General features: G+C 63.9%; 16 protein-coding genes. 4 read left to right on the top strand and 12 right to left on the bottom strand.

All coding sequences use genetic code 11. The annotated features are described in order from the left end of the window. Nucleotides 1-8 precede the first annotated feature (8 nt). The 3 genes from FNA46_RS08195 to FNA46_RS08185 are packed head-to-tail and all read left to right on the top strand — an operon-like array spanning nucleotide 9 to nucleotide 3,830. Nucleotides 9-335 (top strand): sarcosine oxidase subunit delta, encoded by a 327-nt coding sequence (locus tag FNA46_RS08195; RefSeq protein WP_143124712.1) that lies wholly within the window; start codon nucleotides 9-11, stop codon nucleotides 333-335. Then, on the top strand, nucleotides 332-3,289 hold the full coding sequence (locus tag FNA46_RS08190; RefSeq protein ID WP_143124711.1) for a sarcosine oxidase subunit alpha: 2,958 nt from the start codon (nucleotides 332-334) through the stop codon (nucleotides 3,287-3,289). The genes FNA46_RS08195 and FNA46_RS08190 overlap by 4 nt, the downstream gene beginning before the upstream one ends. Then, nucleotides 3,282-3,830, top strand: coding sequence for a sarcosine oxidase subunit gamma (locus FNA46_RS08185; protein ID WP_143124710.1), 549 nt, complete (start codon nucleotides 3,282-3,284; stop codon nucleotides 3,828-3,830). Before FNA46_RS08190 ends, FNA46_RS08185 begins: the two co-directional genes overlap by 8 nt. 68 nt (nucleotides 3,831-3,898) lie before the next feature. On the opposite strand, the gene FNA46_RS08180 is transcribed toward FNA46_RS08185, so the two are convergent. From FNA46_RS08180 to glgX, 3 genes are all read right to left on the bottom strand, one after another. Next, entirely contained in the window at nucleotides 3,899-6,316 is a 2,418-nt protein-coding gene (locus FNA46_RS08180; protein ID WP_143124709.1) for a methyl-accepting chemotaxis protein, read from the bottom strand. A 307-nt stretch (nucleotides 6,317-6,623) separates the two neighbouring features. Next, nucleotides 6,624-7,112, bottom strand: coding sequence for a MaoC family dehydratase (locus tag FNA46_RS08175; RefSeq protein WP_143124708.1), 489 nt, complete (start codon nucleotides 7,110-7,112; stop codon nucleotides 6,624-6,626). Nucleotides 7,113-7,147: 35 nt separating this feature from the next. Continuing rightward, nucleotides 7,148-9,154 (bottom strand): glycogen debranching protein GlgX, encoded by a 2,007-nt coding sequence (glgX, locus tag FNA46_RS08170; RefSeq protein ID WP_143124707.1) that lies wholly within the window; start codon nucleotides 9,152-9,154, stop codon nucleotides 7,148-7,150. Nucleotides 9,155-9,281: 127 nt separating this feature from the next. On the opposite strand from glgX, the gene FNA46_RS08165 reads away from it, so the two are divergent. Further along, a complete protein-coding gene (locus tag FNA46_RS08165) occupies nucleotides 9,282-9,722 on the top strand; it encodes an SRPBCC family protein (RefSeq protein ID WP_143124706.1) in 441 nt (146 codons plus the stop codon). A gap of 45 nt (nucleotides 9,723-9,767) precedes the next feature. Here the strand turns inward: FNA46_RS08165 and FNA46_RS08160 are convergent, their stop codons facing one another. The 9 genes from FNA46_RS08160 to FNA46_RS08120 all read right to left on the bottom strand — a co-directional run. Further along, nucleotides 9,768-11,393 carry an alpha-D-glucose phosphate-specific phosphoglucomutase gene (locus FNA46_RS08160; RefSeq protein WP_143124705.1) on the bottom strand — a complete coding sequence of 542 codons (1,626 nt, stop codon included), beginning with the start codon at nucleotides 11,391-11,393 and terminating at the stop codon, nucleotides 9,768-9,770. Between the two features lie 2 nt (nucleotides 11,394-11,395). Next, nucleotides 11,396-12,841 (bottom strand): glycogen synthase GlgA, encoded by a 1,446-nt coding sequence (glgA, locus tag FNA46_RS08155; protein ID WP_143124704.1) that lies wholly within the window; start codon nucleotides 12,839-12,841, stop codon nucleotides 11,396-11,398. A 121-nt stretch (nucleotides 12,842-12,962) separates the two neighbouring features. Further along, entirely contained in the window at nucleotides 12,963-14,225 is a 1,263-nt protein-coding gene (glgC, locus tag FNA46_RS08150) for a glucose-1-phosphate adenylyltransferase (protein ID WP_143124703.1), read from the bottom strand. Nucleotides 14,226-14,247: 22 nt separating this feature from the next. After that, nucleotides 14,248-16,461 carry a 1,4-alpha-glucan branching protein GlgB gene (glgB, locus tag FNA46_RS08145; RefSeq protein WP_143124702.1) on the bottom strand — a complete coding sequence of 738 codons (2,214 nt, stop codon included), beginning with the start codon at nucleotides 16,459-16,461 and terminating at the stop codon, nucleotides 14,248-14,250. After that, complete coding sequence (locus FNA46_RS08140) at nucleotides 16,461-18,923, bottom strand: glycogen/starch/alpha-glucan phosphorylase (RefSeq protein WP_143124701.1); 2,463 nt, start codon at nucleotides 18,921-18,923, stop codon at nucleotides 16,461-16,463. Before FNA46_RS08140 ends, glgB begins: the two co-directional genes overlap by 1 nt. A 255-nt stretch (nucleotides 18,924-19,178) precedes the next feature. Then, on the bottom strand, nucleotides 19,179-20,471 hold the full coding sequence (locus FNA46_RS08135) for a vWA domain-containing protein (protein WP_143124700.1): 1,293 nt from the start codon (nucleotides 20,469-20,471) through the stop codon (nucleotides 19,179-19,181). A 143-nt stretch (nucleotides 20,472-20,614) separates the two neighbouring features. Next, nucleotides 20,615-21,496 carry a transglutaminase family protein gene (locus FNA46_RS08130; protein ID WP_143124699.1) on the bottom strand — a complete coding sequence of 294 codons (882 nt, stop codon included), beginning with the start codon at nucleotides 21,494-21,496 and terminating at the stop codon, nucleotides 20,615-20,617. Between the two features lie 3 nt (nucleotides 21,497-21,499). After that, nucleotides 21,500-23,902 carry a circularly permuted type 2 ATP-grasp protein gene (locus FNA46_RS08125; protein WP_425468687.1) on the bottom strand — a complete coding sequence of 801 codons (2,403 nt, stop codon included), beginning with the start codon at nucleotides 23,900-23,902 and terminating at the stop codon, nucleotides 21,500-21,502. Between the two features lie 10 nt (nucleotides 23,903-23,912). Next, the coding region (locus FNA46_RS08120) for a transglutaminase family protein (protein WP_185969768.1) at nucleotides 23,913-25,204 on the bottom strand (1,292 nt) is incomplete at its 5' end.

Below are 25,204 nucleotides of genomic sequence, written 5' to 3'. Positions count from 1 at the left end.
GGACCACGATGCTTCTGATCCACTGCCCCTATTGTGGCGAGGACCGCTCCGAACTGGAGTTCCGCTGGGCCGGCGAGGCGCATATTGCGCGGCCGGACACCATTTCGGCGATCTCCGACGATGAATTCGCCGAGTATTTCTTCATGCGTGACAACACCAAGGGCATTGCCTGGGAGCGCTGGCGTCACATCCATGGCTGCGGCCGCTTCTTCAACGCGATCCGCGATACCGTCAGCGACAAGTTCCTGCTGAGCTACAAGGCCGGGCTGCCGCGTCAACCGGTGCCCGGCTCCGAGCCTGCGGCCGCGCCGGCCGTTGAAGGAGGTGTCGCATGACCACCCATCGCATCAAGGGTGCCGGACGCCTGACGCCGGCCCGCACCGCCCGCTTCACCTTCGACGGCAAGATCTACACTGCGCTGGAAGGCGATACGGTTGCCTCCGCGCTGCTTGCCAATGGCGTGCACCTGATGGGCCGCTCGTTCAAGTATCACCGTCCGCGCGGCATTCTGACCGCTGGCCCGGAAGAGCCGAATGCGCTGCTCGACGTTTCCCGCGATGCCGCCCGCCGGCAGCCGAACGTGCGCGCCAGCGTGCAGGAGGTGTTCGACGGTGCGATCATTCGCTCGCAGAACCGCTGGCCCTTCCTGTCCTTCGATATCGGCGGCTTCAACAACCTGTTGTCTGCCTTCTTCCCGGCCGGCTTCTACTACAAGACCTTCATGTGGCCGCGCGAGGCCTGGGCAAAACTCTACGAGCCGATCATTCGTCGGGCCGCCGGTCTCGGTGTTGCGCCGAAGGAAGCGGATCCCGATCACTACGCCAACCGGTTTGCCCATTGCGACGTGCTGGTGGCGGGTGGCGGGGCGGCCGGCCTCACGGCCGCGTTGTCTGCTGCCCAAACCGGCGCCGACGTCATCCTCGTCGACGAGCGGGCGGAGGTCGGCGGCGCGCTGCTGTTCGATACCGCCGTCACGATCGACGGCAAGCCGGGCTATGACTGGGCGCAGGATGTACTCCGGCAGTTGAAGGCGATGCCGAATGTGCGGGTGCTGACCCGCACCACCGTGTTCGGCTATTACAACCACAATTTCCTCGGTCTTGTGGAGCGGGTGACGGATCACCTCGCCAGCCCGGATGCGGCGCTGCCGCGCGAGCGGCTGTGGCAGGTGCGCGCCAGGAAGGTGGTGCTTGCCACCGGCGCCATCGAGCGCCACATGGTATTTGCCAACAATGATCGTCCCGGCATCCTGCTCGCCTCCGCCGCGCGGCTCTATCTCAATCACTATGGCGTTGCCGTCGGCTCTAAGGTCGGTGTCTACACCGCCCATGATTCCGCCTACGAGGCAGCGATCGACCTGAAGCGGGCCGGCGTCGATGTGGTGGCCATCGTCGATTGCCGCGCCAAGCCGGGCGAAGCGGTGGTCTCTGCCGCCCGCGGCCTCGGCATCGAGGTGCTGACCGGCTATTCGGTCATCGATACGGCGGGGCATTTGCGCATTTCCTCGATCACGGTGGCGCGCAACGGTTCCAGCAACAACCGCAAGATCCCGGTGGATGCGCTGCTGATGTCCGGCGGCTGGACGCCCTCGGTGCATCTCTTCTCGCAGTCGCGCGGCAAGCTGAAGTTCGACGCGGCGACCGAACGCTTCCTGCCGGATGTGCATGTGCAGGATTGCGTCTCCGTCGGCGCCTGCAACGGCACGGATGATTTGAACACGCTGCTCTCCGACGCCGCGGCAGCGGGCGGGGGTGCGCTCCGCCTTTCGGGCGAGGTTCCCTTTGCCTGGACGGGCGGCATGATCGGTGCCGCCGAAGGGGCCGGAAAGGACAAGGTCGTCAAGGCCTTCGTCGATTTCCAGCACGACGTGACGGCCAAGGACATCCGCCTTGCCGTGCGCGAAGGCATGCATTCGATCGAGCACATCAAGCGCTTCACGACGAATGGCATGGCGTCTGACCAGGGCAAGCTCTCCAACATGCACGGTCTGGCGATTGCCGCCGAAATGCTTGGCAAGGAGATCCCCAAGGTCGGCCTCACCACCTTCCGCGCACCCTATACGCCCGTCACCTACGGCACGCTGATCGCCCATTCGCGTGGCTCCCTGTTCGACCCCGCCCGCAAGACGCCGCTGCATGCCGAACTGGTCAAAGCCGGGGCGGAATTCGAGGATGTCGGCAACTGGAAGCGTGCCTGGTATTTTCCGAAGCGCGGCGAGGACATGCATCAGGCTGTCAATCGCGAGTGCCGCACGGCGCGCACGGTGGCCGGCGTGTTCGATGCCTCCACGCTCGGCAAGATCGAGGTGGTCGGTCCGGATGCGGCAAAATTCCTGAACCTGATGTACACCAATGCCTGGGACAACCTGAAACCGGGCAAATGCCGCTACGGCATCATGACCCGCGAGGACGGTTTCGTCTATGACGATGGCGTCGTCGGGCGGCTCTCGGAAGACCGCTTCCATGTGACGACGACGACGGGCGGTGCACCGCGCGTGCTGCATCACATGGAGGATTATCTCCAGACGGAATTCCCGGATCTCAAGGTCTGGCTCACCTCCACCACCGAACAGTGGTCGGTGATTGCCGTACAGGGTCCCAAGGCGCGTGAGATCATTGCACCGCTGGTGGAAGGGCTCGATCTTTCCAACGAGGCCTTCCCGCACATGAGCGTGGCGGAATGCACCGTGATGGGCGTTCCGGCCCGTCTGTTCCGCGTCTCCTTTACCGGCGAACTGGGCTTCGAAGTCAACGTGCCCGCCGACTACGGTGCTGCCGTCTGGAAGGCGATCTGGAGCAGGACCGAGGCCATGGGAGGCTGCCTCTATGGCACGGAAACCATGCACGTGCTGCGCGCGGAAAAGGGCTACATCATCGTCGGCCAGGATACGGACGGCACGGTGACGCCTGATGATGCGGGCTATGGCTGGGCCGTCTCGAAGAAGAAGCCGGATTTCGTCGGCATTCGCGGCCTCAAACGCCCGGACCTGATGCGCGAGGGCCGCAAGCAACTGGTCGGCCTTCTCACCAGGGATCCGGCCGAGGTGCTGGAAGAGGGCGGCCAGATCGTGGAGAACCCGAACCAGGTGAAGCCGATGACCATGCTCGGTCACGTGACCTCCGCCTACTGGTCGGAAAATCTCGGCCGTTCGATTGCCATCGGCCTTGTTGCCAATGGCCGGGCGCGGATGGGCGAGACGCTCTACGTGCCGATGAAGGACAAGACGATTGCCGTCGAAGTGACCGACATGGTGTTCTTCGACAAGGAAGGAGGCCGCATCCATGGCTGAGCTTGCCACCCGCACCTTGCCGCTTGCCGGCGCTTATGGCGGATCGCCTGCGGTGCAGCTGCAGCCGGCTCGTCCGGCGGCCCGCATTTCTCTGCGCGCTCGCCCCGATGCTGTCGAGGCTTTGTCCGCTGCGCTCGGGCTGTCTCTGCCGACCGCGCCCAAAACCTCGGCCACGGGCGGCGGCCGCACGGCTCTCTGGCTCGGCCCGGATGAATGGCTGGTGATCGATGAAGGCGATAGCGGCCTGATGCAGGCGACCGCCGCCTCCGGGGCCGTGCACTCGGCCACCGACGTCTCCCACCGCAATACGGCGATTCTGGTGTCGGGTCCCGGGGCTTCCCAGGCGCTGAATGCCGGCTGCCCGCTTGACCTGTCGCTGAAGGCCTTTCCGGTCGGCGCCTGCGCCCGCACCCTGTTCGGCAAGATCGAGGTGGTTCTGCTGCGCACAGGCCCGGATGCCTTCCGGCTGGAATGCTGGCGCTCGTTTTCAGACTATGCCTTCGGCCTTCTGGCCGAAGCGGCGACGGACGCGGAGATCTGAGGCGCGGTCCTCGTCTCGCAATGCCATCAGGGGCGCCCGCCGGGAACGGCCGGCGCCCCTTGTTCTGATCAGAACTCACCCCATTCCTGTGTCCGCGCCCCTCCGGTGCCTGTGGCAGCCAGCCGGCGTGGGCTGCGGCCCTGCGCAGCACCCGGGGCGTTCGCCATGTCGCGTGCGACCTCTCTGAGGGCCTGCGCATCGTGGCGTGTCTCGGCGATACGGAATTGCTCCACCAGTCCGCGCAGCCGGGCGGCTTCGGCGGCAAGCGCCGTTGAGGCGGCGGTCGATTCTTCCACCATGGCCGCATTCTGCTGCGTCGTCTGGTCCATCGCATTGACGGCCTGGTTGACCTCCATCAGGCCGGTGGATTGCTCGCGCGAGGAGGTGGCGATCGCTTCCATATGCCCGTTGATCTCCAGAATGAAATCGCCGATGGTCTTCAGCGCGCTGCCGGCATTGCGCACCAGATCCACGCCATTTTCCACTTCCGTGGACGAATTCTGGATGAGGCCCTTGATCTCCCGCGCGGCGGTTGCCGCACGCTGGGCAAGCTCGCGCACTTCCTGGGCGACGACGGCAAAGCCCTTGCCGGCATCTCCGGCACGTGCCGCTTCCACGCCTGCATTCAGGGCCAGCAGATTGGTCTGGAAGGCGATCTCGTCGATCACCCCGATGATGTTGGAAATCTGCTGCGAGGAATCCTCGATCTTGGACATGGCGAGCTCCGCCTGCGAGACGACCTCGGCCGATTCTGTTGCGGCACGGGTGGCGCGCTGCGCCACGCTGCGGGCCTCCTCGGTGCGCCGGGTGGAGTTCGACACGTTGGCAGTGATCTCGTCCAGCGCGGCCGCTGTTTCCTCCAGCGCGGCGGCCTGCTGCTCGGTGCGCTTGGAGAGGTCGTTGGCGCCCTGGCTCAGTTCCCGCGACCCGCTGTCGATCGCCGACGTCGTAGTCGCGACGGAGTTCATGGCGTTGCGAAGCTGAAGAACGGCCGCGTTGAAATCGCTGCGCAGTCCTTCGAAATCTGCGGCGAAGGGTTCATGGAAGCTGAAGGTCAGATCACCGGAGGAGATGCATTTCAGGCCTTGGGCAAGGCTGGTTGTCGCGTGCTGCATGTCGTCCGCCCGCTTGCGGTCGAGGGCGGCTACGCGGTTGCGCTCTTCTTCGCCGAGATGGCGATTGCGTTCCGTTTCTTCCTCGAGGGTACGTGCGCGAAGGCCATTTTCCTTGAAGATCTGCACGGCCGTTGCCATCTGGCCGATTTCATCCACCCGTTCGGTGCCGGGCACGTCCACGCCAAGATCCCCTTCAGCCAGCTTCTGCATGGTGCCGGTCATGGTGGCGATCGGCTGGGAGATCGAGCGCGAGACAAGCCACATGGCCAGAACGCCGGCAATCAGCACACCGAGGCCGACGCCGGTCTGCGTCCAGGCATCGGACGTGTTGCGGGCGATCAGAGCCTGATCGAGCGCAGTGGCCTGGGCAAGGGCGATCTCGGCCGGAACCTCGATCAGCACCGCCCATGGCGTCTTGGTGCGGCCGAGCTTGATCGGCGAGAGGACGCGGAAGGTCTTGCCATCCTCTATGGCTTCCTCATTGCCAGACTGGATCTTCGGCAGAAGCTCGCCAAGGGCGGGATTGAGCTTCTCCATGGAGGCGCCGACCAGATCCGGCTTTTCGCTGGAGGCGACCACCAGTCCCTTGTGGCTGATGATGCTGACGGACGCCTTGCCGCCGAACAGGCCCCCCTTCACCGTTTCCGCCAGTTTCTGCACGAAGGAAAGATCGAAGTCGGCACCCGCGACGCCGGCGAATTTGCCGTTGATCGTCAGTGGCACGGACATGGTGGCGAGATAGACGCTTTTGCCCTGTACGATATAGGGAAGGGGGTCGAGGATGCTTTCGCCCTGACCCGTTTGCGGTCCGATATACCAACCGCCCTTCATCACGCCATTCGGATGCAGTTCACGGCTGTCGTATTCCACGAGCGGCTGGATCTCGATCCCGCCATTGGCGCCGCGCGTCCAGTAGGGCAGGAAGCGGCCCGTGGCATCGGAGCCGGTCTTCTTGTTGTTGCGGTAGGCCTCGTCATCGCCATCCAGCGCATTCGGTTCCCATGCGCTGTAGGTGCCATTGAACTGCGGATTGTCCTGAAGAACCTTCAGCAGAACGGCATTGAACTGCTTGCGGCGTTCCGTGGCCGGAATGGCGCCGCTGCCGGCCATGGCCTCGAAGCTACGGCCGATGTTGCGGGCGGCATCGAATGCCTCGTTGAGCGTGCCCTGAATGGAGCCGGCCTGCGTGGACGCGATGCTCTTCAGGCTCTTTGTCGTCATGGACCGTGTCAGCTCGGACATGTTCTGGCTGACGAACCGCTGGCTGTTTGAGGTCGCCAGAATGCCATAGCCCAGAAGCCCGCCGACAGCCGAAAGAACGCTGAGCCCTGACAGCACGGCGATCTTCATCTTGATGGAACGAAATTGCATTGTCTTAGCCCCACGTCTTGTTTGCACGCGGATTTGAGGGCTCTATGTTTTAGTGATTGTTAATTGACAAAAAACAGGAATTCCACGGAGAGAATCGTAAAAGCCATTGTTTTTGATGGGTTTTACATTTTTGCAGTGCGGCATTTCCAACGTCCGTCCTTAGACTTAAGTCCTAGAAAGAAAATTCAGAACGGCGTGCAGCGATCTCGGGAGTACAGCTCGAGGGTGGTGTTTTGCCAACAAGAACCAGTTTGCGACTGATCCGGCAGCGCTCAGTCCATCGCGGCGAATCGCGGAAAACCTTAGCTCACCAGTCGTCCGGCCGGTCCTTCGGGTCGAACTGCACGATGGTCGTCCACTGGGCGGTGAGGGCGGGCTTGCGCTCGTTTTCGATGTCGACGGTCACGTCATAGGTGGTCATCAGCATGCCGGCGCCGCGCAGGCGGGCTTCGGTCAGCGTGAAACGCCCGCGAATGCGGCGGCCAGTGCGCACCGGCGAGCCGAAGCGCAGCTTGTCGAAGCCGTAGTTCAGGCCCATGGTCTGTTCGCGAATGCGCGGCAGCGAGCCAAAGTTCATCACTGACAGCAGCGACAGCGTGAGAAAACCATGCGCAATGGTGCCGCCGAAGGGGCTTTCCGCGGCAGCGCGCACCGGGTCGGTATGGATGAACTGATGATCGAGCGTGGCATCCCCGAACTGGTTGATCATCGTCTGATCCACCGTGATCCAGTCCGATACTCCGATTTCCTGTCCGACCAGATCCTTCACGTCCCTCAGAGAGATCTCGTGCGGCATGAATACCCCTGACTTGGATCGGAGCTTCCGGTTCGTCAGCTCTCGCCCGCTTCCTTATCACGTGCGGACGGATCGGCAAGCTCTCTCAACCAGATGACGGTGCGCGGGGGCAACACCGGCGAAAAGACGTGGTCCTTGGTGAACAGATCCTGCCATGGACCGCCCGGCAGATGCACCGCAAGGGCATCGTGGCTGCGGTTGAAGACCACCGCGAGGCGGGTGGCGCGATCCTCCTCGCGGTCGCGGGTTTTCAGCAGCATGGTCAGCTGCTGCCGGTCCGGCTGCTCCCAGTCCGCCGTCGTCATCGGCTTGCCCTGTTCGTTCAGCCAGAGCACATCGCCATCCTGCCCCGTGAAAAACGCGCTCTCGGAAAACACATCGAAGCGGCGGCGCAAACGGGCAAGCCGGGCGGTGTGCGTCACGAGGTCATCATCGAGCGTGGTCCAGTCGAGCCAGGTGAGCGCATTGTCCTGCGCATAGGCATTGTTGTTGCCCTGCTGGCTGCGGCCGCCTTCGTCGCCGGCCGTCAGCATCAGCGTGCCGCGCGTGGCAAACAGCGTACCGAGCAGCGCCTGGACATCGCGGCGCCGGCTGTCGCGGATGGCGGGATCGCGTGTCTCGCCCTCCACGCCGTTGTTCCAGGAATGATTGTCGTTGTGGCCGTCGCGGTTGTCCTCGCCATTCGCCTCGTTGTGCTTGTGGGAATAGGAAACGAGGTCCATCAGCGTGAAGCCGTCATGGGCGGCGAGGAAATTGACGCTGCGCGTTTCGCCGAGCCCGTGCGCGGAAAAGATCTCCGAGGAGCCGGCCAGCGCATGGGCCAGTCGCCCGGTCTTCCAGCCGTCGCCGCGCCAGTAGAGCCTGATATCGTCGCGGGCGCGGTCGTTCCATTCGAGGAAGGGCGGCGGAAACTGGCCGAGCTGATAGCCGCCGGGCCCGATATCCCAGGGTTCGGCAATCATCACCCGGTCAGCCAGCAGCGGGTCGGAGAGGATCGCTCGCAAGGTCTCGCTCTCGCGCGAAAAGCCTTGTGGGCTGCGGCCGAGAATGGTGCCGAGATCGAAGCGGAACCCATCGATGCCGGCCTGCCGCACGAAGTGGCGGAGCGTATCGAGGATCAGCCGGCGCACCACCGGGTGGTCGCAGGCGAGCGTATTGCCGGTGCCCGTGTCGTTGACCAGCAGCCCCGGCGCGCCCGGCACATGGCGATAATAGGTGAGGTTGTCCAGCCCGCGCATGGAGAGCGTCGCGCCATGACGGTCGCTTTCGCCGCTGTGGTTGAAGACGAGATCGAGAATGACGCCGATGCCGTTTTCATGCAGCGTCGCAACGGTGGCCGCCAGTTCCGCCATGCCACCCGGCACGAGGCGCGGATCAAGCGCCATCATCGCGACCGGGTTATAGCCCCAGCCATTGCTGAGCCCGAGCGGCGGCAGGTGCCGTTCGTCGATCCAGGCGGTGATCGGCAGAAGCTCGACGGCATCCACACCGATCCGCTTCAGATGGGCGATCACGGCGGGATGGGCGAGCGCCGCCACCGTGCCGCGCAGCGCCGCGGGCACCTTTGGATGCAGCAGCGTGAAGGGCCGCACGGCGACTTCGTAGATCAGGCCGCCTTTCGGCAGGCGGGGTGCCGCCGGAGCAACCGGCCGGTCTTCCGTCACGATCGCCTTCGGCACCAGTGATGCGGTGTCCACGCCGAAGGTTGAAAGCCGGGCATCGTGCCGGAAGGGGCGATCCAGTTCGCGGGCATAGGGATCGACCAGAAGCTTCGAGGGATCGAACCAGAGCCCCCGATCCGGATCGTAAACGCCCTGCGCACGAAAACCGTAGCGGGCGCCGGGCTTGAGCCCTGCCACGTGGAGCGCGAAGAGATCGGTGGCGGTCCTGTTCAGCGGCAGCCGGGTCTCGTTCTCGCCGTCGAACAGGCAAAGATCGATCGCCTTGGCATGGGCCGAGTATACGGCAAAGCGCACGCCCCGTGTGTGGGGCACGGCTCCCGGAATCGCGTCCGGTATGGCGTCCTGTCTCTGGTCGGTCATGAACACTCCGGCAATCGGCCGGGCGGGCGGGCCGCGGCTTTACTTTCTCTCTTCGGGGCAGGGACTTCCGCCGCAACCGCCCTATCTGGCGACGATAGAGTGACGCGCTTAACGAGGAGGAAAAGCCGTGCCCTTCACTGTTCGTCTGCATCGGGTGCTGAAGGCCCCGGTCGACCGGGTGTTCCGCGCCTTCATGGATCCGGATGCCATGGTGAAATGGAACCCGCCGCATGGGTTTACCGCCCGCATGCATGCCTTCGATCCGGTGGAGGGCGGGGAATTCCGCATGTCCTTCACCAATTTCACCACGCAGGAAACCCATTCCTTCGGCGGCCGCTATCTTGAGATCGTGCCGGACCAGACGATCCGCTACGCCGACCGCTTCGACGATCCGGCCCTTCCCGGCGAAATGGTATCCACCATCACCTTTCGCGAGGTCTCCGTCGGTACGGAACTGACCGTCACCCAGGACGGCATTCCGGACGTCATCCCCGAAGCCGCCTGCTATCTCGGCTGGCAGGAGTCGCTTGGCCTGCTGGCCCTGCTGGTGGAGCCGGAGATCCGGTAAGCCGGTGAAAGGAGGGGAGGTCTGAAGAACTCCCCTCCGATGCGATCAGGTAATGACCGTCGGTGCGTCGCGGCCGGTGCGGGCCTTGATCTCGGCGATCTCGTCGGCCACCGCGATCAGGTCGGCCAGCGCCTCCTGCGTCTCGATGCCGTGGCGGGCGGCATCCGGCTCGTAGCGCTCGACATAGACGCGCAGCGTCGCGCCCGAGGTGCCGGTGCCGGAAAGACGGAACACGACGCGGCTGCCGCCCTCGAACAGAACGCGGATGCCCTGGTTCTTCGAGACGGACCCATCGACCGGGTCGTTATAGGCAAAGTCGTCGGCGGTCGAGACGGTCAATGCGCCGAAGCGCTGGCCCGGCAGGGTGGCCAGCTTGTCGCGCAGATTGGCCATCAGGCCATTGGCGGCATCCGTATCCACTTCCTCGTAATCGTGGCGGGAATAGTAGTTGCGGCCGAATTCCGCCCAATGCTTGGTGATGATGTCCTTCACGCCCTCCTTGCGGGCGGCGATGATGTTCAGCCAGAACAGCACGGCCCACAGGCCGTCCTTCTCGCGCACGTGGTTCGAGCCGGTGCCGAAGCTTTCCTCGCCGCAGACGGTGGCCTTGCCGGCATCGAGCAGGTTGCCGAAGAACTTCCAGCCCGTCGGCGTCTCGTACATGCCGATGCCGAGCTTTTCGGCCACGCGGTCGGCAGCGGCGCTGGTCGGCATCGAGCGGGCGATCCCGGCAATGCCGCCGGCATAGCCGGGCGCCAGCGTCGCATTGGCGGCGATCACTGCCAGGCTGTCGGAGGGCGTGACGAACATGCCCTTGCCGACCACCATGTTGCGGTCGCCGTCGCCATCGGAGGCGGCGCCGAAATCCGGACCGTCGGCGCTCATTACGTCGTCATAAAGTTCCTTGGCATGCACCAGGTTCGGGTCCGGATGGTGGTGGCCGAAATCCGGCAGCGGTTCGGCATTGCGCACCGACCCTTGCGGCGCGCCGAGACGCTTTTCGAGAATTTCCACGGCATAGGGGCCGGTGACGGCACTCATGCTGTCGATCACCACGCGGAAGCCGGAGCCGATCAGGGCGCGGATCGCGGAAAAATCGAACAGGGTTTCCATGAGATCGGCATAGTCGGCGACCGGATCGATGATCTCGACCGTCATGCCGGCGAGATCCACGCTGCCGATGGCATCGAGATCGACATCGTCGGCGTCTACGATCTTGTAGCTGTCGATCACCTTGGTGCGGGCAAAGATCGCGTCGGTGATCTTTTCCGGGGCCGGGCCGCCATTGCCGATATTGTACTTGATGCCGAAATCTTCGGTGGGGCCGCCGGGGTTGTGGCTGGCGGAAAGAACGATGCCGCCGAAGGCGCCATACTTGCGGATCACATGCGAGGCTGCCGGCGTCGACAGGATACCGCCCTTGCCGACCATCACCTTGCCGAAGCCACTGGCCGCGGCCATCTTGAGTGCCTTCTGGATCACCTCGCGGTTGTAGTAACGGCCGTCGCCGCCGATCACCAGCGTCTTGCCCTCAAAACCCTCCAGACTGTCGAAAATAGACTGGATGAAGTTTTCTGCATAGTTCGGCTGCTGGAACACCGGAACCTTCTTGCGCAGGCCGGACGTGCCCGGCTTCTGGTCATTATACGGCGTGGTGGAAACGGTCTTCATGGTCAATACTCACCTTTCGGTAGAAGGCTGGAATATAAGTCTGCGTAAAGGGCGGCACTCTTGTCCCAGGATACATCGGACGTCATGCCCTGTTTCTGGATCTCCGTCCAGATTTTGGGGTCGCCATACAGGCGAATTGTGCGCCGGATGGCGCGTTTCAGGTTGTCGAGCGTGACCGGCCCGAAGGACACGCCGGTCGCCGATCTCGCGGCCAGTGCGGCAGGGTTGGCGTCGATTACGGTGTCGTTCAGGCCGCCGGTGCGCGAGACGACCGGCACGCAGCCGTATCGCAGGCCATAAAGCTGCGTCAGCCCGCAGGGTTCGAAGCGCGAGGGAATGAGGATGGCATCCGAACCCGCCTGCATCAGGTGCGAGAGCGGTTCGTTATAGCTGACGGTGATCGCCACACGGCCGGGATGGCGCGCCGCTGCCGTCTGGAGTGCGGCCACCAGTTCCGCATCGCCGGACCCAAGCACCGCAAGCTTGCCGCCCTGCGCCACGATATCGTCGGCGGCGGCGGCCACCAGATCCATGCCCTTCTGCCAGGTGAGCCTGGAGATCACGCAAAACAGCGGCCCGTCATCCTCCACGAGGCCGAAATGCCGTTCCACCGCGCGCTTGTTGGCCTTGCGGTTCCGGAGATCGGTCAGCTTGTAATTGGTCGCGATCAGGCTGTCCGTGGCCGGGTTCCAGACATCCACGTCGATGCCGTTGACGATGCCGTGCAGATCGAAGGCGCGGCGGTTCAGCAAGCCTTCCAGGCCCATGCCGAATTCCGGCGTCAGGATCTCCTCGGCATAGGACGGGCTGACGGTGCTGACCGCCCAGGCGGTCTGTACGCCAGCCTTGAGATAGCCGACCTGCCCATAATATTCCACGCCCTCCATGGCAAAGGCATGCGGCGGCAGCCCGAGTGCCGGAAAGACGGCTGCGGAAAAATTGCCCTGGAAGGCGATGTTGTGGATGGTCATCACGCTTGGCACCGCCGGGCGCTCGCCATAGCGGAGATAGGCGGGTACGAGGCCTGTCTGCCAGTCATGCACATGCACGAGATCGGGCTGCCAGTCGCCGAGCGCTCCCCAGGCGATCTCCGCGCCGGCCCGCGACAGCGCTGCAAAGCGCCGCCAGTTGTCGCTGTAATCCTTGCCATCGGTGTCGAGATAGGGTCCGCTGGCCCGTTCGAACAGGGCCGGGGCATCGAGAACAAGAAGATCGAGCCCCGCCACCTTCGCTTCCAGCACATCGGCCGGTACGCCAATCAGGTCCTCGAAATGCAGGAGGTGCCGGGTGGTGCCGAGGGCTGCCTTGACCGCCGGATAGCCGGGGATGAGGGTTCGCATGGCCACTCCCCGGCCCGACAGGGCCAGCGGCAGAGCGCCCGCCACATCGGCGAGCCCTCCGGTCTTGATGAGGGGATAGATTTCGGAGGCGACCGAGAGAACCTTCATCGTGTGTCTGCTGCCCGTCCTCGAGTCTGTCGGGTTCGATCTGAACCGGACAGACTCTGGTTTCCTTGTGTCTTGGGTTGTCTGCTCGGGAAAACCGGTCTCCAGTTTTCCCCGAAAAAACCTAGAGGTCCAGTTTGTCGATCATCTGCTGGGTGATCAGGCAGATGCCGTTTTCGCTGCGCCGGAAGCGCTTGGCATCAAGCTCCGGATCCTCGCCCACCACCAGTCCTTCCGGAATGGTTACACCGGCATCGATGACGACATTGCGAAGCTGGGCGCGCCGGCCGATGCGCACATTGGGCAGGATGACCGCCCCTTCGAGGCGCGAATAGGAATTGGCGCGCACGCCGGTAAACAGCAGGCTGTTGTAGAGCGAGGAGCCGGAGATGATGCAGTCGCCCGAGACCACGGACGACACGGCGGACCCGCGGCGATCCTCGTCGTCATGCACGAACTTTGCCGGCGGGGTGATCTCGGCATAGGTCCAGATCGGCCAGGACTTGTCGTAGATGTCGAGTTCCGGAACGATCGCCGTCAGGTCGATATTGGCCTGCCAGTAGGCGTCGATGGTGCCGACGTCGCGCCAGTAGGCTTCCTTCTCGAAGTCCGAGCGCACGCAGGACTGCGTGAAGCGATGCGCCACGGCTTTCCCGTTCGCGACGATCCACGGAATGATGTCCTTGCCGAAGTCGCGGCTGGAATTCGGGTCGGCCGCGTCACGGCGCAGGCATTCCATCAGGAACTTGGTGTGGAAGACATAGATGCCCATGGAGGCCAGCGCGAAATCCGGCTTGTCCGGAATGCCCGGCGGATCGGACGGCTTTTCCACGAAGTCGATGATGCGGTCGGTCCCGTCCACGTGCATGACGCCAAAGCCGGTCGCTTCCATGCGCGGCACTTCCAGGCAGCCGATCGTGACATCAGCGCCGGAATCCACGTGCTGCTGAAGCATCAGCTCGTAGTCCATCTTGTAGATATGGTCGCCGGCGAGGATGACCATGTATTCCGGATTGTAGGGCTCGATGATGTCGATGTTCTGGTACACGGCATCGGCGGTGCCTTCATACCACTGCGTTTCGGAAACGCGCTGCGAAGCCGGCAGGATGTCGAAGCTCTCGTTTCGCTCCGGGCGGAAGAAGTCCCAGCCGCGCTGCAGGTGGCGGATCAGCGAGTGGGCCTTGTACTGGGTGGCGACGCCGATGCGGCGGATACCGGAATTGAGGGCATTGGAGAGGGCAAAATCGATGATGCGGGCCTTGCCGCCGAAATAGACGGCGGGCTTGGCGCGCCGGTCCGTCAGTTCCTTGAGGCGGCTGCCGCGACCGCCGGCCAGCACATAGGCCATGGCGTCGCGCGCCAGCGGCTGAACTCTCTTTGTCGTCATGGAATATCCTCCCTGTATGCCATTAAGTTTCCGGTTCAAGCATAATTGTCGCCAGCGGCGGCAGTGTCACCTCGGCATGCACGCTGCCGCCGGCCGAAACCGCCTGCACCCGGCCGCCATTGCCCTTGCCGCTGCCGCCATAGATTTCCGCATCCGTGTTCAGCACCTCGCGCCAGCGTCCCGCCGAAGGCAGCGGCACGCGGTAGCTTTCCCTGAGAACAGGTGTGAAGTTGGTGATGACAGCCACCGGCTTTTCGCCGGGCGCCCTTCGCAGCCAGGCATAGACGGAGTTCTCCGCGTCATCGGCAATCAGCCATTCGAAGCCTTCCGGTTCGCAGTCGCGCTGGTGCAGTGCCTTCTTCGACCGGTAGGTGAAGTTGAGATCGCGCACCAGGCGGCGCATGCCTTCGTGCGGGTGGTAGTGCAGCAGGTTCCAGTCGAGGCCGCGCGCCTCGCTCCACTCGCTCCACTGCGCGAATTCCTGGCCCATGAACAGCAGCTTCTTGCCGGGATAGCCCCACATGAAGCCGTAATAGGCACGCAGGTTGGCGAACTTCTGCCAGTCGTCGCCGGCCATCTTGGCAATCAGCGATCCCTTGCCGTGCACCACCTCGTCATGGGAGAGCGGCAGCACGAAGTTTTCCGAATAGGCATAGAGCAGGCCAAATGTCAGCTCGTTATGGTGGTGCTTGCGGTGAATGGGCTCGCGCTTCAGATAGCTCAGCGTGTCGTGCATGAAGCCCATGTTCCACTTGAAGCCGAAGCCGAGCCCGCCTTCATGCACCGGCTGCGAGACCTTCGGCCAGGAGGTGGATTCCTCGGCGATTGTCATGACGCCGGGATGGGTCGAATAGCTTACTGTGTTCAGCTTTTGCAGGAAGCGCACCGCCTCCAGGTTTTCGCGTCCGCCATATTCGTTCGGCACCCATTCGCCGTCGCGGCGGGAATAGTCGAGATAGAGCATGGAGGCGACGGCATCGACGCGCAGGCCGTCGAGATGGAATTTCTCGGCCCAGTAGAGCGCGTTGTTGATGAGGTAGGAGAGAACCTCGATGCGACCGAAATTATAGATCGCCGTGTTCCAGTCCGGATGAAAGCCCTGGCGCGGGTCGGCATGTTCGTAAAGCGCGGTGCCGTCGAATTCCTTCAGGCCATGCGCGTCGGTCGGGAAGTGGGCCGGCACCCAGTCGAGGATCACGCCGATGCCGACCTTGTGACAGCCGTTGACGAAGCGGGCAAAGCCTTCCGGTTCGCCGAAGCGGGCGGTGGGCGCATAAAGCCCGGTCGTCTGGTAGCCCCAGGAGGGGTCGTAGGGGTGTTCGGTGACGGGAAGGAACTCGATATGGGTGAAGCCCATGTCGACCACGTAGGGGATCAGCTCGGAGGCAAGCTCGTCCCAGCTCAGGAAGGTGCCGTCGTCACGCCGGCGCCAGGAGCCGGCATGCACCTCGTAGATGGCGATTGGCTGGCGACGGTGGTCTGCCTTGGCCCAGAACTCCCGATGGGCCGTGTCTTCCCATTTCTGCGTGAGGTCGGGTGCGGCGACGGAGGCGGTGGCGGGGCGAAGCTCGGCGCGGCGGGCATAGGGGTCTGCCTTCAGCGGCAGCATGGCGCCCGATGCGGCGATGATTTCGAACTTGTAGGTGGCGCCCGCCCGCACATCCGGGGCAAAAATCTCCCAGATGCCGGTATCGACGCGCAGCCGCATCACATGCCTGCGGCCATCCCAGCCGTTGAAATCGCCCACCACTGAAACGCGCGCCGCATTGGGGGCCCAGACCGCGAAGTGGAAGCCCTCGACGCCCTCATGCTTCATCGGGTGGGCGCCCATCTTGTCGAAAAGCCTCAGATGCGAGCCTTCACGGACGAAGTAGTCATCCATCGGCCCGAGAACCGGGCCGAAACTGTAGGGGTCGGTCAGCGCCCATTCCACATCACCGCGACGGGCGCGGTAGCGGATGGGTTTCGGCTGGGCGAGAGACACGACACCTTCGAAGAAGCCTGCCTCGTGGCGCAGCATCAGCTCGCCGATTTCCGAACCGTCCAGCGCAAGGGCGGTGACGCCGTCTGCGCCGGGGATGAAGCAGCGGGCAATGGTGCCGCCGCCGATCTTGTGGGGGCCGAGGACCGCAAAGGGATTGCCGTGGGAACCACCGATGATCGCCTCGATCTCGGCAAGCGGAAGTTCCAGGCTGTTCTGTCCGTCCGTGCCGAGTTCCTTGGGCGTCTGGTTCATCAGGCTCTCCAGATCTCCGAGGCATACTGGCGAATAGTGCGGTCGGACGAGAACCAGCCCATGCGTGCGGTGTTGCGAATGGTCTTTTCGTACCACAGCACCGGATCGGACCAGATCTGGTCCACGTCGCGCTGCGCCTTGGCATAGGAATCGAAATCGCCAGCCACCATGAACCAGTCGTGATTGTAGAGCCCGTCGATCAGTTCGGCGAAGCGAGAGCGGTCGTCGGGCGAGAAGACGCCGGAGGCGATCGCCGACAGTGCCTGCGACAGTTCGCGCGACCCCTCGATGATGGCGCGCGGATTGTGGCCGTCGGCGCGCGCCTTTGCCACATCGTCCGCCGTCATGCCGAAGATGACAATGTTGTCGGCGCCGACATGGTCGCGCATCTCGACATTGGCACCATCCAGCGTGCCGATGGTCAACGCGCCGTTCAGGCCGAATTTCATGTTGCCGGTGCCGGAGGCTTCCATGCCGGCCGTCGAGATCTGCTCGGAAAGGTCGGCGGCCGGCACCATGGTTTCGGCCAGCGTCACGTTGTAGTTCGGCACGAAGACGACCTTCAGCAGGCCGCGCACGGCCGGATCGTTGTTGATCACGCGCGCCACGTCATTGGCAAGCTTGATGATCAGCTTGGCGTTATGATAGCTCGGCGCCGCCTTGCCGGCGAAGAATTTGACGCGCGGCACCCAGTCCAGTTCGGGGTGCGAACGGATCTGGTCGTAGAGCGCCACCGCCTCGATGATGTTGAGCAGCTGCCGCTTGTATTCGTGGATGCGCTTGATCTGGATGTCGAACATGGCCGAAGGGTCGAGCCGGATGCCCATGCGGCTGCCGACCAGGTTGGCAAGCTTCACCTTGTTGGCGCGCTTCACGGCGGCGAACTTTTCCTGGAACGCCTTGTCGGTGGCAAAGGCATCCAGCGCCGTCAGCTTCTCGGTGTCATCTTCGAACGCGTCGCCGATCGCCTCGCGGATGAGATCGGTGAGGCCGGGATTACACTGCATCAGCCAGCGGCGGGGCGTGATGCCGTTCGTCTTGTTGTTGATGCGCGTGGGGTAGAGCGCATGCAGGTTGGCGAACACGGTTTCCTTCATCAGTTCCGTGTGGAGGGCGGAGACGCCATTGATCGAATGGGAGCCGACGAAGGCCAGGTTGCCCATGCGCACGCGGCGGTCGCCATTTTCGTCGATCAGCGAGATCGCGCGGATCTGGCTGTCGCCGAACTTCTTCTCCTTGCGCGCGTCCAGAAGGATCTTGGTGTTGATCGTGTAGATGATCTGCATGTGGCGTGGCAGCAGCCGCTCGAATAGCGGCACCGGCCAGCTTTCCAGCGCTTCCGGCAGAAGCGTGTGGTTGGTGTAGGAGAAGGTCTGGCGGGTAATGTCCCAGGCCTCGTCGAAATCCATGCCGTGCACATCGGACAGCAGGCGCATCATTTCGGCGATGGACACCGCCGGATGCGTGTCGTTCAGCTGGATCGCCACTTTCTCATGGAGGTTGGTGAAGTCGGGATACTGCTGCAGATGGCGGCGCAGGATGTCCTGCAGCGAGGCCGACGAGAAGAAATATTCCTGCCGGAGACGCAGTTCCTGGCCGGCCGGATTGGCATCGGCCGGATAAAGAACGCGGGTCAGCGTCTCGGCCTTGTTGCTCTCGCGCAGCGCGCCGATATGGTCGCCGGCATTGAAGGCGTCGAGCAGGATCGGGTCGATCGGCTGGGCGGACCACAGGCGCAGCGTGTTGACGCGCGCGCCCCGCCAGCCGACGATCGGCGTGTCATAGGCCATGGCGATCATGCGCTCGGCCGGCTTCCACACGTAGCGCGGCGGCTCGTCATAGGCACCGACGCTTTCCACCGAACCGCCGAAGCCGATTTCGTAGGAGCTTTCGCGGCGCTCGAATTCCCAGGGATTGCCGTGGGCGAGCCAGGTCTCCGGCAGTTCCACCTGCCAGCCGTCAGCCATCTGCTGGCGGAACAGGCCGTGTACGTAGCGGATGCCATAGCCATAGGCAGGAATATCGACGGTCGCCATGCTTTCCATGAAACAGGCGGCGAGACGGCCGAGACCGCCATTGCCGAGGGCCGCATCCGGCTCCAGCCCGGCAATCACCTCGATGTCCACACCAAGCGAGGAAAGGGCATCGCGGATTTCCTGCAGCAGACCGAGATTGCTGACGGCATCACGCATCAGGCGGCCGATCAGGAATTCCAGCGAGAGATAATAGACGCGCTTGTCGCCCGTCCGGTAGACCTTGCGGGTGGACTCCATCCAGCGATCGATGATGCGGTCGCGCACCACCAGAATGGTGGCGGTGAGCCAGTCATGGGGCTTGGCAACCTTGGCATCCTTGCCGATCCGGTAGGTCAGCCGTTCGATGATCTCTTCCGCCATGATCCGTGGATTGGAACTGCGCGGGGCCGGCTGCGGAATATCGACCGGAGAAAGAGTGTTGTTCATGAGGTCGCCCACTTTGCTGTCTTGAACGAGAAGGGAATGGTCTTTGAAAACGATGCGGCACTCTGTCGGATTACAGTTTATGCATCGTTCACAGACACATGCAATCATCCTGTGCAATAGTTTGCCGACTTCCTGCGTCCAGCGCATGGCTGGTCTGCAAGCCGCTGGAGAAAAAGGCAAAATCCGCCCGTGATCAAAGCATGGGCAGCAGGCAGGGCTGGCCATTTCCGGCCGGTGAGCAAAACGCGTCTTGCGTCAGTTTGTCAGGCGAACGGCGCTCCTGGCGGCCTTGCGACCGATTTCGCCGAAGGCTGTGACCAGATCCGTCATGTCGTCGGATTCATAATAGTTGTCGGCGTTGCTCGCACAGGCCTGCAGCAGCGCCTTGCCGCGATCCGGCGCCATGAAGGCGACGGTGAAGATGGTGATGCCGTCTTTCCTTGCCTGGGCGCAGGCCAACCGCACGGCATCATCGATCGACTTGTTCCAGCTGTTGCTGTAGCCGGTCATCTCCCCATCCGTCATCAGCACGACGAAGCGCGCGAAGTTCAGGTTGCCCTTCGTCTTGTGCGCCTGCGCCTCGGCAGGATTGGTCGAAACGAGATCCGCATAGGCAATGCCCAGCGCGCCGCGGGCATCGGTGCCGCCGGAGGGGATGGCGGGCAGGGCGGTCACATAGGTTGCGGCGGCGCTCGTGCCCCAGGCCGGGTGTTGCGCCGTCTTTGTCTCATGCGTGTAGGAAATGGCTCCGATGCGGATAAGGTCGCGTGCTGCGGTTTCCTGAACGGAAGTGGACGCGCCACTCGGGGCGGCTGCCTTCTTCAGTTCGGCAAACATGACCGCTGCCGCCGATTTCAGGGCGGCGATCTTGGTCACGTAGTTGGCGACGGTCACTGTCTGGTTGTACCAGCCGTAACACTGCCGGCGGCGACCGCAATCATAATAGCCGAGCACCGCCTGGGTGGTGGTCCTGGTCGGATTGACCGGATCGACGGTGGTGGTGTCCTCGCCCATGGAACCGGATTCGTCGAGAACGAGATACATCGACAGGGCATGGCCCTCGCGCGCGCTCTGGGCGACGCTGTGGACACTGACCGACACGCGGTCGAAGCCGAGCAGCCGGGACAGCGCACTCAGTTCCACTGGTGCCGATGTGTCGAGCGTTACCTGGAAGGCCTTGGATGCGCCGGTGCCGGCGCTGGTGGTGGCAATCGCCTTGCTGCTCGCCTCCAGCGCCGCCTTTGCGGCGTCGATCTCCGCCTGACCGGCGCCCCGGCGACGCAGATCCTCTATATACTGTCCAACGAGGAAACTGCGTGCCGTCGCCATGGCATCCGCCTCGCTGATGTCGTCGTTCGACATCTTCGCCGCAGCCGCCAGCGTGGCGGAATCGGCAACCGCCTGCAGCGCCGCCTTCTTTTGCAGAACGTTGGTGAGATCGACCGCCATGCCCGCGCCTCCGATCAGGGCCGGCAACAGGATCGCGGTCATCATGCCGAAATTGCCGCCGCGATCGCCGAGCAGCCGGGCCAGGGAAAAGCCGGTCATCGTCGTGGAACCCGTTTCCTCGCATCAGGATGTCAGGTTCTGGATAAGCGGGGATCCCTTGACGAAGCCTCACGAAAACCGGTGGCATTGGAACGAAGCGGCCGAAAGCGGGTCGAGCCGCCGCCGGTACGCCGGGCTGCCTGTCAGCCCTTGACGGGGATCACGTCCACGGCCTGCACGGTGCGGTGGCTGCCATAGCTTTTGAGAACGCCGATGACGGGTGCCACGTCGGAATAGTCACGGCCATAGCCGACGACGATGTGATCGGCGCTTGCCGGGATATTGTTGGTGGGGTCGAGTTCGATATAGCCGGCCGCCTTGCCGCACCAGATGCGCACCCAGGCATGCATGGCATCTGCCCCTTCCAGCCGCTCCTTGCCGGGCGGCGGAATGGTGCGCAGGAAGCCGCTGACATAGCCGGCGGGAATGCCGAGGCTACGCAGCGCGATGATCATCACATGGCTGAAATCCTGGCACACCCCGCGCTTCAGCTGGAAGGCTTCGCGCGGACTGGTATCGACGGTCGTCGCCTCCGGATCGTATTTGAAGTCCTTGTGGATGCGGGCGCAAAGCGCGATCGCGATCTCGCGCACCGTCTGGCCGGGCCTGGCGCAGTCCCTTGCATAGGCGGCGATGTCGGCATTGTTCGCAAGGCGGGGGCTCGGTCCCGCCAGGTGATGCGGCGAATCCGCATCGATCGACCAGAGATCGGCCAGTTCCTGCCTGAGCTTCGGCAGTTCTGGCGAGAGATCGGCCGTCAGCGGCGTGGCCTCCACCTGCACGCGCGCCTGCATGCGGATGTCGAGCGCTGCGTGCGGGCCGCGAAACAGGATGGAGGTCGTATGCTGGCCGAAGAAATCGGTGAAGGTGCCGCGCTCGTCGGCGGTCGGCGAGACGCTGAGCGAACCGGCGATCAGCCGCTGGCGATCGGTCAGCGACAGCGGCATCACGCGCAGAAGATGGCGCGCGCCCGATGCCGGCACCTCGTAATGATAGCCCATGTGCAGCGAGAGATCGTAAAGCATGGGCTATCCGAAATAGGTCTGGCCGATGAGGTCGGAGAGCTTTTCCATCTCCGTCTCCAGCTTGCGGTAAATCTCTTCGTTCATCGCTTCCGGCGTCATCACGGCAAGGCCGGAATGCAGGCGCATGGCCTCGCGGTCGAGCGCCGACATCTGCCCGGTTCCATAAGGATGTGGCAGCTGCTCGACCTCGGTGCGGATCTCGTTCAGCTGGAAGAGAACCGAACGCGGGTTGAGCGGATCGAGCGCCAGAAGATCGGTGACCGTCAGCCGCGCGGTGTTGACGTTGTAGCGGCGGCGATGGGTCATCACGCTGTCGCCGATCTCCAGCAGCATGTCGAGCGCGCCGTCCGGGGCATCCGGGCCGGACATGTGGCCGAGCAGGCGTGTCATGTGCAGGCCGCGCTCCAGATAGCGGCCGATCGAGAGAAAGCGCCAGCCGGTGAAGCGATACATGTTTTCGTGCACGAGACCGGCAAAGCCCGCGAGCTTGCGCAACAGGACGGTCATGGCATGCGCGGCATCGTCACCCGCCTGCACCGCCTCGTGGAAACGCTTGGCGGTCTTGGCGAGATCGTTCAATGCCAGCCAGCCATCCGGCGAGAAGCGGTCGCGGATATTGCTGGCGGAATAGATGGCGCTGTCGATGTTGCGGATCAGCGGTTCGGGCACGGCTTTGGCCATGTCCATGTCGATGCTCTTCAGGTAGCGCGTCACGTCGGCCAGCAGCGGCTGGTCGGGATCGGCGCTTTCGGCATAGCGCATGTTCCAGGAGCGCAGGATGCGCAGCGCCCCTTCCGCCCGCTCGATATAGCGGCCGAGCCAGTAGAGATTGTCGGCCGCGCGGCTTGGCAGGCTGCCCGGCATGTTGCGGGAGAAGCTTTCCTCCGGCGGCAGCAGCGTCTGGCGCTCCACAGGCTTGTCGGAGACGATCCAGACGTCAGCGGCAGAACCGCCGGCCTGCATGGCAATCGCCGCCACGTCGTCGCCCGAGCCGATGCGGGCAAAGCCGCCCGGCATGATCTGCCAGCCCTTTTCGGTGCGGGCGGCAAACACGCGCAGCGACATTGGCCGGGGCCGCAGCTTGCCGTCCACGTAAGCCGGGGTGGTCGAGAGCGTCACCACCTCCTGGCCGACGAGGCGGTTGCCCTCGCTCGCCAGCCATTCCTCGATGCTGGCCTTGGTGCCCTTGCGGCGCACGCCCAGCACAGACTGGCCGTTGTCGTCGAAGAAGGGCGCGCAGGAATAGGCGGGGCCGATCACCATGCGCTCGAAATTATCGGCGACGTGCTGGCGTTCCGTCTTCTGGCCGCACCACCAGGTGGCGATCGAGGGAAGCTTCAGGTCTTCGCCCAGCAGACGGCGACAGATCGTGGGGGTGAAGGCGAGCAGCGCGCGCGTTTCCAGCACGCCGGAGCCCAGTGCATTGACGATGGTGACGGAGCCGGCGCGCAGCGCCTGCACCATGCCGGGCGTGCCGATATGCGAATTCTGGTTCAGTTCCAGCGGGTCGGCATAGGAGGCATCGAGACGGCGCCAGAGAACGCCGAGCGGCTTCAGGCCCGCCACGGTGCGCACCATCACCTTGTCGTTCACCACCGTCAGGTCTTCACCCTCCAGCAGCATGAAGCCAAGATAGCGGGCGATATAGGCGTGCTCGAAATAGGTCTCGTTGGCAGGGCCGGGGGTCAGAACCGCGATGCGATCGTCCGGGCTCTTCTTGTGAGCCTGCAGCGCGTTGCGGAAGGCACCGAAAAAGGAGGCGAGCCGGTGCACGTGGCTTTCGGCATAGATGTCGGAAAAGGCGCGGGTGGTCGCCACGCGGTTTTCCAGCGCGAAGCCGGCGCCCGACGGCGCCTGCGTGCGGTCGGCCAGCACCCACCAGTTACCATCCGGCCCGCGACCGATCTCGAAGGAGCAGAAATGCAGGTAATGGCCGTTGGCGGGCTTCACGCCGACCAGCGGGCGCAGGAATTCGGGATTGGAGGCAATCAGCGCCGGCGGCACGATGCCCTCGCGCACCAGCATGTTGTCGCCATAGATGTCGGCGACGATCTTTTCCATCAGTTCGGCGCGCTGCACGAGGCCGGCGGAAACCTTTTCCCATTCCTTGCCGTCGATGAGGACGGGAATGTGGGAGATCGGCCAGTTGCGCTCGCTGCTGCCCTGGCCGCCATAGCTGCGATAGAAGACGCCGGCATCGCGCAGATAGCGGTCCGCACGGGCAAAGCGCTCGTGCAGTTCCGCTTCCGACATGTGGCCGAGCGAATCGATCAGGTGCTGCCAGACCGGCCGGATCTGCCCGTCGCGGTCCAGCATCTCGTCGGATATGCCCGGCAGGGCGCGGTAGCCGAGGATCGGGTCGTCGCCGATGGCCTCGTCTTCCTCGCGTATATCAGGTGCCGGGATCACTGCCACATCAGACTCCTATTGGCCGGCGCAGGTCGAGCGTCAGGGGGAATTCCGGCGAGACCTGTTCCGGCATCAATGCATATCGGCCTGCGCTATGCCCCCACGGTTCGAAACGCGCAAGCCTGCGGGCTTCCGCTTCGTTGCCATTGACGGGGAAAGTCTCGTAATTGCGCCCGCCGGGATGGGCCACATGGTAGACGCACCCGCCGATGGAGCGCTGCGACCACACATCATAGATGTCGAAGGTGAGCGGCGAATTAACGGGCAACACCGGATGCAGGCCGGAGGCCGGCTGCCAGGCCTTGAAGCGCACGCCCGCCACCGCCGTGCCGGAAGCACCGATGGCCGCCAGCGGCACCGCGCGGCCATTGCAGGCCACCCGGTAGCGCTCCGGATTGCCGGTTTCCAGCTTCACCTGCAGGCGTTCGACGGAGGAATCGACATAGCGCACCGTGCCGCCGATGGCGCCCTGCTCGCCCATCACGTGCCACGGTTCCAGCGCCTGCCGCAGCTCCAGCTTTGCCCCCTCGTATTCCACCTCGCCGAAGAAGGGGAAGCGGAATTCCAGCTGGGCGGCAAACCATTCCGGGCGGAAGTCGAAGCCGTTTTCACGCAGGTCGCGCAGAACGTCGAGGAAATCGGCCCAGACATAATGCGGCAGCATGAAGCGGTCGGCGAGCGCCGTGCCCCAGCGCACGAAAGAGCCCTTGGCCGGGTTCTTCCAGAAACGCGCGATCAGCGCGCGCACCAGAAGCTGCTGGGCGAGTGACATGCGGGCATTCGGCGGCATCTCGAAGCCGCGGAATTCCACAAGTCCCAGGCGACCCGTCGGCCCGTCCGGCGAAAACAGCTTGTCGATGCAGATTTCGGAGCGGTGGGTATTGCCGGTGACGTCCGTCAGAAGGTTGCGGAACAGGCGGTCCACCAGCCAGGGCAGGGGCGGGAGGCCTTCGCCGGGCGCCGGAACCTGGGAGAGCGCGATCTCCAGCTCGTAAAGGCTGTCATGCCGTGCCTCGTCGATGCGCGGCGCCTGGCTGGTCGGGCCGATGAACAGGCCCGAGAACAGATAGGAGAGCGAGGGATGCCGCTGCCAGTGCAGCACCAGGCTCTTCAACAGGTCGGGCCTACGCAGGAAGGGGCTGTCGTTCGGATTGGCGCCGCCGACCACCACATGGTTGCCGCCGCCGGTGCCGGTATGGCGCCCGTCGATCATGAACTTGTCGGCGCCAAGACGGCTCTGGCGCGCCTCCTCGTAGATCGCGGTGGTGATGTCGACACAATCCTTCCAGCTGGAGGCCG

Origin of the sequence: Affinirhizobium straminoryzae (genome assembly GCF_007004135.1) — a bacterium.
GTDB lineage: Bacteria > Pseudomonadota > Alphaproteobacteria > Rhizobiales > Rhizobiaceae > Neorhizobium > Neorhizobium straminoryzae.
The sequence above is the reverse complement of the archived record's forward strand: the minus strand, read 5'-3'. Positions and strand labels throughout refer to the sequence as shown.